Genomic DNA, 13,804 nt, shown 5'->3' with positions numbered 1-13,804 from the left:
TGTAGTTAATGCAAGCGATTACATATTAAGGAGGAGCTATGACTATTAAAATTGATAAAAATAAGCCGCTTTTAAAAATAGGTATTTTAGCTATTTCAACCTTATTGACAGCTGCCAGTGCAGTTTCTGGTACGATGCCAATGATGGAAAAGCAGTTTTCAGGTGAAGGATCAGCAAATGTGAAGGCTTTACTGACTATACCATCAATCGGAATGGTAATTTTTGTGCTTTTGTCATCTATTTTTATTAAATATTTAGGTAAGCGCAAAACCGTTTTGCTGGGGCTATTTTTAGGTTTAATTGGTGGAACCTTACCATTTTTTATAAATAATTTTCATGTAATTCAGGTATCGAGATTTGTTCTCGGAATGGGTAATGGACTTTATTCCACCTCAACTGCGAGTTTAATAGGTGATATTTGGTCAGGAGATGAACAAAGGACACTTCTGGGATACCAGTCGGCTATTCAAACATTTGGCCAAAGCCTAGCAGTTTTTGTTGCTGGACTATTACTGGGAATAAATTGGCATGCGGCATACTTAGTTTATTTGCTTTTTATCCCAATTATTATTCTTTTTGCCTTGGGATATACACAAAGTACTGAAAACCGAATACAGGCCGAACAAAAAGAAATTCTCAAAAATGCTAAAGCTGAAAAAAAGACCACAAATGTACCAGTTTTGGCTTTAATAGCTATTTTGATGTCTTTTGTTTATTTCAATGCCATTATGCCGCAACAAACTGATGCGCCACTAGTAATCCAGCAATTAAATTTGAATCATCAGGAATTCTTTTCCACCTCTTTAGCTTTGGCTGGTCTTGTGGGAGCTGTTTTTACCGCTTTTTACGGCAAAATTTATAAAGTGCTGAAACATTATACTCCTGTATTTGCAATGGTCTTAGGTATTATCGGTTATTGGGGCATCATACATTCGCCTAACATGCTGGTATTTACAATTTCAATGATGATTATTTCGGCCACTAATATCATTTTTCCTTACATTTATGGCGCAGTAATGGAAGATGTGCCCGCAACTTCGAAAGACTTTTTCCTCTCTCTTGCTAAGGTATTTAATAATGGGGGAGCATTCCTTTCCCCATATACAATGGCGCTGACAGCATCCATTTTAGGTGTTTCCGGCCCAATTGCTATTATTAAAATAGGAATGTGGTACCTGGTGTTCGTGGGAATAGTTTTTATAATACTAGCAGTTTTACGCAATAAGTTAGCAAAAAGAAATTAAGGCAGGTATCACAAAATGAATATTAATATAATTTACCAAGAAGAAGTTACAGATAATGGCACTTTTGTCACTAGTGCTATGCTCAAGTCTGATACTGATTTAAAAAAACTAGAAAAGGACGTTTCTTTTACGGTAAATAATAAAGAAATTAATATTAGAAATGTTGAAGAAAAATCAAATAGCTTAATTTATTACTTTGAAGAAATGAGTGAATTGTCAGTTTTAAGCTTTGATGCCGAGAAATTTATTAATAATGTATCATTGCCTAATATTCTTGTTCAAGTTAAAAATCATTTACCACATATTGCAGCAGAATACCGCAAAGATCCTTTCTTAAAAGATTTTGCAGAAAAAATCATACAAACCGATAAAGTACAGTTAAGCTATTCAATTTATGCTTCTGGTAATAAAAATGTTCCCAGGCCTTTGGTAGTATTTTTACATGGTTCAGGTGAACGCGGCTTTTATAATGGTATGCCTCTTTTAGGAAATGATGTCCCTAAGACCATATATACATATGCTAAGGAAAAAGAGAATGCTGTAATTTTGGTTCCCCAAGCTACCTGGGCACCGACATTAAATGGTTGGTTTAGAAAAGAATTTCGCGCTGCTCTGTTTCAATTATTGAAACAGATAACAAAAGAATATAATATTGATTCAAAACGAATTTATCTAACAGGACTTTCAAATGGTGCCTCTACTACCTGGTTTTTGGGAGCTAATTATCCTGATTTGTTTGCAGCACTCGTTCCTTGTTCAGGCTATGTCTATGAAGATGGCAAAAAAGGTTATGGAGAACAAGGAAAGGGCAGATATATGTTGGCTACGGGTGAAGAAGGACAGTCCTTGGCGCAACTACCGATCTGGGCTTTTCATGCTGAAGATGATCCGGTAGTAGGGGTTTTAGGCACTAAAAAAGCTGAGGAGGCAATTAAAAACGCTGGGGGAAAGAAACTGAAGGTGACAATTTTCCCTAAAGGGAAAGTGAGACCAAATCCACATGCTAGCTGGGCATATGCATATAATAATCCTGAGCTTTTACCGTGGCTTTTTAAGCAGCATAAATAAAAGCTGTTCTAAAATTGTAAATTTTGCTATAATGAACAACTTGTTGAAATAAAATTTAAACACCAAGTAATAAATTATATTTCAAATTTAAAACTGTTTTGGTGTAAAATTTTTAGTGCTGGATTGTGCTAGCTTTAAAGCTAAACGATTTTATTGATTTTGTCATTATATGGAAGAGATTTATGAAAAATTATTTGAGCATTGATATTGGTGGAACTGAAATTAAATTTGCTAAATTAGATTCTGCTGGAAATATAATTGAAAAAGATAAAATTGCTACTGATCAAGATAAAGCAAAGTTTTTAGAAAATATTGACCAGATTGTTAACCGCTATATTTCAGATATCAAGGGCATCGGCTTTTGTGCTCCTGGTAAAATTGAAAATACTAAAATTAGATTTGGCGGGGCCTTACCATTTTTAGATGGCATTGACTTTGCCGAAATATATGGTAAAAAGTATCACATAGCAGTTGCTGTTATTAATGATGGTAAAGCCAGTGTTCTAGCTGAAAACTGGTTGGGGAGTCTAAAAGGTGAACAAAATTGTGCCGCTATTACTTTGGGAACAGGAGTTGGCGGTGGCATAATTATTGATGGTCACTTATTAAGAGGAACACATTATCAGGCTGGTGAATTAAGTTTTATGATTAATGATTTATCTCACCCAGATAATATGCAAGGCTCTTTGGGTAACATTGGCTCTGCCGTCAATTTTATTAAAAAGATAAACCACAAACTTAATTATCCTAAAGAAAATGATGGACTTCATGCTTTTGAGGCAATTAAGGAGAAGTCACCTGACGCGGTAAATATCTTTCAGAACTATTGTCTTACAATAGCTGGTTTAATTCTCAATATCCAAACCGTAGTAGATGTTGAAAAAATTGCTATTGGTGGTGGTATCAGTGCCCAACCAATTTTAATAAGTGGTATTAACAAAGAATATGACAAATTGGTACAGGAAAAGAACCCTATTATAGGAAATACTTTAACTAAGCCTGCCATTGTTTCTGCTCATTTTAGGAACGATTCAAATTTGTATGGGTCACTTTACAATTTATTGCTGCAAATTAATAGGGAAAATAAATATTAATTATATTTTGAAAATCTCGAAGTAGATAACTTTGAGATTTTTTGCTTTTCCCGTTAATTTTTAGTTCAAAGAATTTTTTTAAGAAATCCCTCTCTTTTATTTCTAAGTCCACATTTGCGCTTTTTATATGGTAGAATAACTAAAGTTAATAGAGGAGGCTGTCATGACTAAAGTTAAGTATAAGCGTATAGTTTTAAAAATTTCTGGTGAAGCTCTTGCTGGTGCTGAAGGAACTGGAATAAATCCCACGGTCATTAGTCATTTAGCAAAAGAAATCAAATCAGTTCATGATCTCGGTGTTGATATTGGTATTGTCGTTGGTGGCGGTAACATGTGGCGAGGTGAAACTGGTGCAAAACTAGGAATGGAGCGTTCACAAGCTGATTATATGGGTATGCTTGCTACTATAATGAATGGTTTAGCTCTTCAAGATGGCTTGGAACATGTAGGCGTACCTACTAGATTACAAACATCGATTGAAATGAGACAAATAGCAGAACCATATATTAGAAGAAAAGCAATTCGTCATTTAGAAAAAGGGCGAGTAGTAATTATGGGTGGTGGCACTGGTAATCCTTACTTTTCGACTGATACCACTGCTGCACTAAGAGCCGCTGAAATAGGCGCGGATGTCATTCTGATGGCTAAAAATGGAGTTGACGGAGTTTACTCTGCTGATCCGAAAGTTGATCCCAATGCCAAAAAATATAGTGCACTTTCTCAGTTAGATCTTATTTCTAAAAACTTAAAAGTCATGGACAGAACGGCAAGTTCACTTTCAATGGACACGAACATTCCTCTTATTGTATTCAACGTTAATACTGAAGGTAATATTAAAAAAGTGGTTTTAGGTGAAAATATTGGAACAGTAATCGGAGGAGAAAATAATGAATAATGATGCTATTAAAAAAGCACAAGATAATATGAATAAATCAATTACCGTTTTTGAAAAAAACTTGGGCTCTATTCGTGCTGGTGTTGCTAATGCAGCTTTACTTGAAGGTGTAAAAGTTGATTATTATGGTGCCCCGACACCACTAACGCAAATGTCCAGTGTCACTATTCCGGAGCCGCGAGTATTATTAATCACGCCCTATGACAAAAGCAGTCTTGATAATATTGAACATGCTCTTTTGGCTTCAAACTTGGGCTTAACACCTGCAAATGATGGTAAGGTGATCCGTTTGGTGATCCCGCAGCTTACTGGTGAAAGACGACAAGAAATTGCCAAAGAAGTCAACAAGATGGCTGAAGAGAGTAAGATTGCCATTAGGAATGTTCGTCGTGATGCTATGAACAGTCTGAAAAAACAACAGAAAGACGATGAAATCACGGAAGACGAACAACGCAATTTGGAAAAGAACGTGCAGAAAGTTACGGATGATGCTACTAAAAGAATCGACAAAATTGCGGAAGAAAAGCGTAAGGAAATTACACAAGGCTAATTAAATGGCAAGTAAAAAAAATCAATTAAACCATTTAGCTATTATAATGGATGGTAATGGTCGTTGGGCAACTAGGCAAGGAAAACCACGAATAGCAGGCCATTACGAAGGCATGAATAATGTCGAAAGAATAACTTTGGCAGCAGATCAGCTTGGTATCAAAGTCTTATCACTATATGCATTTTCTACAGAAAATTGGGCCAGACCTAAGGAGGAAGTAGCATATCTGATGAACTTGCCAGTGCGTTTTTTTGATAAATTTATGCCTACCCTGATGAAGGAAAATGTTAAAGTGAATATTATGGGCTACTTGGATGAGCTGCCGCCTAAGACTTATGATGTCGTCCAAAGAGCAATGGCGGAAACCGCCACAAATAGCGGTTTAATTTTGAACTTTGCTTTCAATTATGGCTCTAGAAGAGAGATTACGACTGCAGTAAAAGAACTTGCCACGCTCGTTGAAACAAATGCGATAACAAGCGAAGAAATTGATGAGGAAATGATTTCTCACAGATTGATGACTGCGAGTTTTGGCGAATATAGCGATCCTGATTTATTAATTAGAACATCTGGTGAACAAAGGATTTCTAATTTTATGCTTTGGCAGTTAGCTTATTCAGAACTTGCTTTTAGTGAGAAAAATTGGCCAGATTTTACTAAAACTGATTTAGAAAAATTTGTTAATGATTTTCAGAATCGTCATCGTCGTTTCGGCAAACTTGATGAATCGGATAGTTAGGTATTTATATGAAACAACGTATAATCACAGCAGTAATTGCTTTAATTTTATTTATTCCTATTGTAATTATGGGTGGGCTCTGGATGGAATGGCTCACCGTCATCTTTGCAGCCGTTGGTATTAGCGAATTCTTTTTAATGAAAAAGCAAATTCTGGTTTCAGTCAATTTTTTATTGGCGTTACTGGCTACAATCACTTGGGCTGTACCAGATAATTTTATCCAGTCAATGCCATTTCACTGGACGAAATATGGTATTTATTTTGCCCTTATCATGCTAATGCTTACCTGGACTGTTTTAACTAAAAATAAAACCACTTTTGACGATGTAGCCGTTTATACTTTAGGCTCATTATATGTCGGCACAGGCTTTCATTATATGGCAAGCGTCAGAAATGCAAGTAATGGTCTTGCACTTCTTTGCTACGTTTTTGTCGTTGTATGGCTTACTGACACAGGTGCATATATGATTGGCCGAAAAATTGGTAAACATAAGTTATGGCCTGTGATAAGTCCCAATAAAACATGGGAAGGATCAATTGGAGGCACAATTTGTGCAGTGATTTGTGCGGCAATTTATGTTTATTTTGTCAACTTAAATCATTCTCAAGTTGAAATGATTATTTTTGCCTTTGTGCTATCAATTGTTGGCCAAATGGGCGACCTAGTCGAATCAGCTTATAAGAGATATTACGGGGTTAAGGATTCTGGCAAAATACTACCTGGTCATGGCGGTATTTTAGATCGTTTTGACAGTATGCTCTTTGTTTTGCCTGTATTTGCTGCTCTAATGGGAATCATGCACTAGGAGAATTCTTGTGAAAGGTATACTAATCTTTTTAGTTGTATTTGGAATATTGGTTTTTGTCCATGAGTTTGGGCATTTTATTGTTGCTAAAAAATGCGGCATTTTAGTGCGTGAATTTTCAATTGGGATGGGACCTAAACTTTTCCAAGTACGACGCAATCCTACTACTTATACCATTAGATGGCTGCCTTTAGGTGGCTATGTGCGTTTGGCAAGTAAAGATGATGAAACCACGTTAGCTCCTGGTATGAGAGTAGTTTTGCAACTTAATCAGCAAAATGAAGTAGTCAGGATTGATGCTTCTGAGTCGGATGTCCCGCTTGAAGGAATTCCATTGCAGATCACTAAGTTTGATCTAGTTGATAAACTCTTTATTTCAGGGTATGAAAACGGCGAAGAAGAAAAACTAGTAACATATCATGTTAATCATGATGCCACTATCATTGATCAATCAAATACTGAACTGATCATTGCTCCCCGTGACACGCAGTTTCAAGAAGCAAATGTTTGGCAAAAATTAGCTACTAACATTGCTGGCCCTTTGATGAATATTATTCTGGGTTTTGTTGTCTTTTTGATTTGGACCTTTACCGTTCCTGGACCAGCTACTACAGAAGTAGCAGAAGTAGCACCAAATTCGCCGGCTGCGCTTGCAAAACTTGAGCCTGGTTCAAAAATAACGGCTGTTAATGGTCATAAAATAACCTCTTTTGAACAAATATCTGAAGAAATTTATCAAAGCAAAGGCAAAAAAACTAATATTGCGGTGGTCAAAAATAATCACCAAAAAGTGATAAGTGTTCAACCACAAGTCGTTAAGGTGCAGGGGCAAAAAGTTTATCAAATTGGAATTAGAGCAAAAAGCGATGATAGTTTTAATGCTAAGTATAAGCGTGGCTGGGATACAGCCGTTTCCACTACGGGGATGATTTTTAATGCAGTTGGTGGTTTATTCCGTCACTTCAGCTTAAATAAACTTTCTGGCCCAGTTGGGATTTATTCACAGACATCACAGGTTTCTAAAATGGGCTTCACCTATATTTTGGCTTTTTTGGCAATGATTTCTATTAACTTGGGTATTGTTAATCTAATACCAATTCCTGGCTTAGATGGTGGTAAATTTTTACTAAATATTATTGAAATCATTCGTGGTAAACCAATTTCTGAAAATCATGAAGCTATAGTGGAATTAATCGGTTTCGGTTTACTGTTAGTTTTAATTATTGCTGTAACGGGCAATGATATCTACCGTTACTTTATTAAATAAAAAAACAATTTGGGAGAGAGAATTAATGCGTCAATCTAAATTATTTATGCCGACTTTAAAAGAGGCACCAGCTGATGCTGTTGCTGAAAGTCATAAATTAATGTTGCGAGGTGGATATGTTCGCCAAGTAACAGCTGGAGTTTATGCCTATTTGCCCTTAGGATATCGCGTCTTAAGTAAAGCCGAGAAAATAATGCGCGAAGAAATGGCAAAAATCAACGTGCCGGAAATGGCAATGCCAGATCTTTTGCCTGCGACTCTATGGGAAGAATCGGGTAGATGGCAAAAATATGGGCCTGAAATGTTTAAATTAAAGGACAGACATGGTCGCCAAAGTTTACTGGGACCGACTCATGAGGAAACTTTTACTGATATTGTCGCTAAAGATTTAAAGAGCTACAAACAAATGCCAATTGCTCTTTTCCAAATTCAATCAAAGTTTAGGGACGAAAACAGACCTCGTTTTGGTTTATTAAGGTCTCGTGAATTTATAATGCTTGATGCCTATAGCTTTGCTGCTACTAAAGAGCAACTTGATCAGCAGTTTGAGGATGAAAAGAAAGCTTTTACGGCCGCTTATCATCGGTGTGGTTTAAAGGTTACCCCAGTAATTGCTGATTCTGGTACTATGGGTGGCAAAAATTCGACAGAATTCCAAGCTCCTGCAGCAATTGGTGAAGATACTATTGCCACTAATGAAACAGGAACATATTCAGCTAATTTAGAAATGGCTTCAAGTGTCGATACTTTCAAGCCAGAAGAAGAACAATTAAAGCAAGTTGAAGAAGTTGCTACTCCAGGTAAAGAAACTATTTCTGATCTTGTTCAATTCCTGCAAGTGCCAGCTACACGGATAGTTAAAAGTATCCTTTACATCGCTGATGAAAAAGCAAAGGTATTGGTTTTAATTCGTGGCGACAAACAGATCAACGAAGTAAAATTAAAGCACCTGTTAGATGTAAATTCACTTAGAGTAGCTACAGATGATGAACTAGAACAGATAACTGGTGTCACTAAGGGTAGCGTCGGACCAATTAATGCTGACTGGGCGGATCAAGTTGTTGCAGATAACACGGTAAAAAACTTGTATAATGTTGTTGTTGGTGCTAATAAAACTGGTTTTCAATTTAAAAATGTGAATTTAAAGCGTGATATTAATCCAGACAAGTTTGGAGATATTAGGGTAGCCAATGAAGGTGAACCGGATCCGGTTGATCATCTCCCTTTAAAATTCACTACTTCTATTGAAGTTGGTCATATTTTTAAACTGGGAACATATTATACCAAAACCATGGGTGCAGACTTTTTAGATCAAAATGGTAAAGCCCAGCCCGTTATAATGGGTTCATACGGCATTGGTGTTACTAGAGTATTATCTGCGGTCATTGAACAACATTTAACCAAAAATGGTGTAGCCTGGCCCAAAGAAATCGCACCATTTAGTCTTCATATCGTTCAAATGAAAATGAAAGATAATGATCAATCTGCTCTGGCTCAAAAACTTGAAGAAAAATATAGTGCTAAGTATGATGTATTATATGATGATCGTAATGAGCGTGCTGGTGTGAAGTTTGCGGATGCTGACTTACTTGGCGCTCCGGTCAGGGTAACAGTCGGTAAAAAAGCAGCTGAAGGTGTAGTCGAAGTCAAAAGACCTGCTGACGAAAAAGCTACTGAAATGACACTGTCTGAATTAGATGATTTTGTTAATAAAGAGTTAGGATAATTTTCGTGACTGATAAAAATAAACTATTTTTAAGGTTATTGCAGCAAATAAAGTTTCCGCAAGAATTTGCAGATAATAAATTGTTGCAAAAAGGCGAAATTGAGAACGTGGATGTTTACGCTAGAGAACACAGGTGGGATATCCACGTTCTTTTTACTACACCGTTAAAATTTGCAACTTTTGATGCACTAAATAAGGCAATAACCGCTAATTTTTCTTCTTTTGTAAATACTCGCTTGTATATTCGTTCTCTGGATGGAGCAGATGACTACTTAACCGATTATTGGCACTATGCTGTCCAGAATTCTCAGGCTTTGCAGCCGGTGGCTCGAGAATTTATTTCCAGCCATAAACCTAAAAAGGAAGATGGACGCTGGATTATTCCCGTAGATAATTTGGTTGTTGATGGGCTGCTTGAACAAAAGATGCTTGATGAGCTAGCTGAAGAAATGAGGAATTATGGTTTCTTTAATTTAAAGTTTGTAACTGAAATCGATGATGAAAATTCTCTCAATAATTTAGCCAGTCTGCAAGAATTGCAGCAGCAGCATGAGCAAAACATGCAGGAAGAATATGATGCTGCTCCAACACAAGAGAAAGTCAAAACTCCAAGTTATCCTACTAAAAAAAGTCGTTATGGCAACCGTAAGCTTGATGAAAATCTGCCTATAACACAAATTAAAGATGTTATCGATGGCAGCAGAAATGTTGTAATAGAGGGAAATATTTTTAATATTTCCAGCAGAGAATTAAAAACCGGTTCAATTATATTTACTGGTGAAATAACAGACTATACTGATTCTATCTCATTTAAGAAATTTGTTTCTGATAAAGATCAAATTCAAAGTATGAAAGACATAAAACCTGGAACCTGGGCAAAAATGCAGGGATCAGCTTCTCAGGACCAGTGGAGTCATGATACAGTTTTTAACATTTCGGCTTTGGAAATTATTGAGCATGTCGGTCGAACGGAAAAGTATCAAGGCGAAGAAAAAAGAGTAGAATTACATCTGCACACCAATATGAGTCAGCTTGATGCAACCAATACGGCAACAGACTTTGTCAAAGCCGCCAAAAAATTCGGTCAAAAAGCAATCGCGATTACAGACCATGCCGATGTTCAAGCCTTTCCAGAAGCATATAATGCTGGTAAAAAGAATGGCGTCAAAATTATTTATGGTCTTGAAGCTAATATGATTGATGATCATGCTCTGCTTGTTCTTAATCCTGCATCAATGACTTATAAAGATCGTGAATTTGTCATTTTTGACGTTGAAACAACTGGTCTTTCTTCTGTTTACGATACTATCATTGAAATTGGCGCCGTTAAGATGAAAAATGGTGAAGTTCTGGAAAGATTCGATAAATTTATTAATCCCCACCATCCATTAAGCGAACAGACAATTAACTTAACTTCAATTACTGATGAAATGGTTGGGGCTGCTGATGACGAAGCTGTAGTAATTAAGCAATTTCAAGATTTTTATGGCGATCGACCACTTTGCGGTCATAATGTGCAATTTGACGTTGGATTTGTTAATGCTGCATTAAGACGGGCAGACCTCAGCGAAATAACTCAACCGGTAGTGGATACACTTGAAGTATCGCGTTTGCTTCACCCAGAACAATCAAGACATACGCTTGATTCACTGGCTAAAAAATATAATGTAGTCTTAGAGCATCATCATCGAGCTAATCAGGACGCTGAGGCTACGGGATATTTAATGTTTAAGCTTCTGGAAGCTTTTACCAAAAAGTATCATGAAGATGATTTAGGTAAGATGAACGAATATGCTGCTCAAGGTCAAGTATTTAAGAGAGCACGACCACAACACATGACTATCTTAGCTAAAAATCAGACTGGTCTTAAAAACATGTATAGGTTGGTTTCAATCGCAAGTACAAAAGATTTTTATCGGATACCAAGAACGCCAAAGTCTGATTTGGTAAAAAATCATGAAGGCCTGCTATTCGGTTCAGGTTGTTCTGAGGGCGATGTTTTTGTCGCAATGATGCAGAAGGGCTACGATGAGGCTCGTAAAAAAGCCCGCTTTTATGATTATCTTGAAATTCAACCTCCCGCAAATTATTCCATTATGATTGAAGATCATTTGATCGCCGATGAAGCAGAACTTGAAGAAATTCTGACTAACATTTATAAATTGGGTAAGGAATTGAATAAACCAGTGGTAGCTACTGGTGACGCTCATTACATTGAGGAACATGATGCTATTTACCGTACAATTTTAATTTCGGCACAACGCAGCAATCCTGATAGAAACAAAAAGCAGCCTGATATGCACTTTTACACCACTCAGGAAATGCTGGACGCATTTAGCTTTTTAGGTGAAGATGTTGCTAAGGAAATAGTCATAACCAACCCTAATAAAATAGCTGAATCAATTGAAGAAATTTCACCTATTAAAGATGGACTTTATCCTCCTCACATTGATAATGCAGATGAAGAAATGAAACGTTTGACTTATGACAAGGCTCATAAACTTTATGGAGATCCGTTACCTAAGATAGTTCAAGACAGACTTGATATGGAACTCAACTCGATCATTTCAAATGGTTATGCAGTTATTTACTTGATTTCACAAAGATTGGTGGCTAAATCTAATAAAGACGGCTACTTAGTTGGCTCCCGGGGCTCTGTGGGCTCCAGCCTTGTTGCTACAATGTCAGGAATCACTGAAGTCAATCCTCTGCCACCGCACTATCGTTGTCCAAAATGTAAATACTCGGAGTTCTTTGAAAATGGTGAATTTGGTTCAGGCTATGACTTGCCTGATAAAAAGTGTCCCAACTGTGGGGCAGAGTTAGTTAAAGACGGCCAGGATATTCCATTTGCAACATTTTTAGGATTCCATGGTGACAAAGTTCCAGATATTGATTTGAATTTCTCTGGTGACTATCAACCAGTGGCTCATAACTTTATTCGGGTAATGTTTGGACCTGATAATTCATACCGTGCCGGTACAATTGCCACAGTGGCAGATAAAACAGCCTATGGTTATGCTAAGCATTATGATGAAGAAAAAGAATTGAATTTGCGCGGAGCAGAACTAGATCGTCTTGCAGCTGGAGTCAGCGGCGTTAAAAGGACAACTGGTCAGCACCCGGCAGGAATTGTTGTGGTTCCCGATGATATGGATATTTATGACTTTACTCCGGTACAATACCCAGCAGATGATGTTAATGCTGCCTGGTTAACGACGCATTTTGACTTTCATTCCATTCATGATAATATCTTAAAATTTGATATTTTAGGCCATGATGATCCAACGATGATTAGGATGTTGCAGGATCTTTCAGGCGTTGATCCGTTAACAATTCCCCCTGATGATCCCGGAGTGATGTCACTTTTTTCAAGTCCCAAAATATTAGGCGTGACCCCTGAACAAATTCAATCAGAAACAGGTACCCTAGGGGTACCGGAATTTGGTACTAAATTTGTTAGAGGGATGCTTGAAGAAACCAAGCCAACTACTTTTTCTGAGCTGTTGCAAATTTCAGGTTTGTCACATGGTACTGACGTTTGGCTAGGAAATGCCGAGGAATTGGTTAATAATGGTACGTGTAAGTTAAAAGATGTTATTGGCTGTCGTGACAATATCATGATGGACCTGATCCACTGGGGTGTTAAACCTGAAGTAGCCTTTTCTACAATGGAATCTGTGCGTCATGGCCGCGGAATTAGTGATGAAGACATGGCTGTTTTAAAGAAAAACGATAAGATACCTGACTGGTATATTCCGTCGTGTCTCAAAATTAAGTATATGTTTCCTAAGGCCCATGCTACCGCCTATATCCTAATGGCTCTTAGAATTGCCTGGTTCAAGGTTTATTATCCTGAAATTTACTATACCGCTTATTTTTCAGTCCGTGCCGACTTATTTGACTTGGTCGCTATGAGTCATGGTAAAAATACGGTCAAAAAGGCAATGGCCGATATTCAGAATCAGGGAAACGATGCATCGGCAAAGGACAAGAGTTTGTTAACTGTTCTTGAAATTGCTAATGAATGTTTGGAACGTGGAATTAAAATTAAAATGGTCGATATTAATAAGTCAGAAGCGACCAATTTTAAAATAATAGATAAGCATACTATTTTAGCACCATTCAATGCTGTTCCCGGATTAGGCAACAATGCAGCTAAACAGATTGTGGCTGCTAGAACTGAGCAAGAATTTTTATCCAAAGAAGATTTGGCTAATCGGGGCAAAGTATCGCAATCGATCATGGATTATTTGGAGGATAACGAAGTCTTAGCAGGTATGCCAGACCAAAATCAACTGTCACTCTTTTAAAATTTTGCAGTATTAATATAAATGTGTTATACTTCCTAAAGAAGTTCGAATAAATGATTCGGAGTGGGCAAATTTGCTCACTCTTTTTATTACGGAGGAAAG

The 13,804-nt window shown here is 37.1% G+C and carries 10 protein-coding genes; all 10 read left to right on the top strand.

Annotated elements, in window-relative coordinates; all coding sequences use genetic code 11:
- Positions 1–38: 38 nt before the first annotated feature.
- The 10 genes from F5ESL0259_RS04945 to F5ESL0259_RS04900 all read left to right on the top strand — a co-directional run bounded on the left by F5ESL0259_RS04945 (position 39) and on the right by F5ESL0259_RS04900 (position 13,702).
- A complete protein-coding gene (locus tag F5ESL0259_RS04945; RefSeq protein WP_122037679.1) occupies positions 39–1,244 on the top strand; it encodes an MFS transporter in 1,206 nt (401 codons plus the stop codon).
- A 15-nt stretch (positions 1,245–1,259) separates the two neighbouring features.
- Positions 1,260–2,312 carry a PHB depolymerase family esterase gene (locus tag F5ESL0259_RS04940; protein WP_122037678.1) on the top strand — a complete coding sequence of 351 codons (1,053 nt, stop codon included), beginning with the start codon at positions 1,260–1,262 and terminating at the stop codon, positions 2,310–2,312.
- Positions 2,313–2,494: 182 nt separating this feature from the next.
- Complete coding sequence (locus F5ESL0259_RS04935; protein WP_046325003.1) at positions 2,495–3,406, top strand: ROK family protein; 912 nt, start codon at positions 2,495–2,497, stop codon at positions 3,404–3,406.
- Positions 3,407–3,569: 163 nt separating this feature from the next.
- Positions 3,570–4,301 carry a UMP kinase gene (gene pyrH / locus F5ESL0259_RS04930; protein WP_046325002.1) on the top strand — a complete coding sequence of 244 codons (732 nt, stop codon included), beginning with the start codon at positions 3,570–3,572 and terminating at the stop codon, positions 4,299–4,301.
- Positions 4,294–4,851, top strand: coding sequence for a ribosome recycling factor (gene frr / locus F5ESL0259_RS04925; protein ID WP_122026157.1), 558 nt, complete (start codon positions 4,294–4,296; stop codon positions 4,849–4,851). The genes pyrH and frr overlap by 8 nt, the downstream gene beginning before the upstream one ends.
- Before the next feature lie 4 nt (positions 4,852–4,855).
- A complete protein-coding gene (locus F5ESL0259_RS04920) occupies positions 4,856–5,590 on the top strand; it encodes an isoprenyl transferase (protein ID WP_122037677.1) in 735 nt (244 codons plus the stop codon).
- An 8-nt stretch (positions 5,591–5,598) separates the two neighbouring features.
- Positions 5,599–6,396 carry a phosphatidate cytidylyltransferase gene (locus F5ESL0259_RS04915; RefSeq protein WP_046324999.1) on the top strand — a complete coding sequence of 266 codons (798 nt, stop codon included), beginning with the start codon at positions 5,599–5,601 and terminating at the stop codon, positions 6,394–6,396.
- 10 nt (positions 6,397–6,406) lie between these two features.
- The gene (gene rseP, locus F5ESL0259_RS04910; RefSeq protein ID WP_122037676.1) at positions 6,407–7,663 is read left to right on the top strand and encodes an RIP metalloprotease RseP; all 1,257 of its coding nucleotides are present in this window, start codon (positions 6,407–6,409) and stop codon (positions 7,661–7,663) included.
- A 25-nt stretch (positions 7,664–7,688) separates the two neighbouring features.
- Entirely contained in the window at positions 7,689–9,389 is a 1,701-nt protein-coding gene (locus tag F5ESL0259_RS04905) for a proline--tRNA ligase (RefSeq protein ID WP_122037675.1), read from the top strand.
- 5 nt (positions 9,390–9,394) lie between these two features.
- Positions 9,395–13,702: a PolC-type DNA polymerase III gene (locus F5ESL0259_RS04900; RefSeq protein WP_122037674.1), complete on the top strand. Its 4,308-nt coding sequence runs from the start codon at positions 9,395–9,397 to the stop codon at positions 13,700–13,702.
- Positions 13,703–13,804 lie beyond the last annotated feature (102 nt).

The sequence above is a fragment of the Lactobacillus sp. ESL0259 genome (assembly GCF_003693045.1).
GTDB lineage: Bacteria > Bacillota > Bacilli > Lactobacillales > Lactobacillaceae > Lactobacillus > Lactobacillus melliventris.
This window is presented reverse-complemented; position numbering and strand designations above follow the sequence as displayed.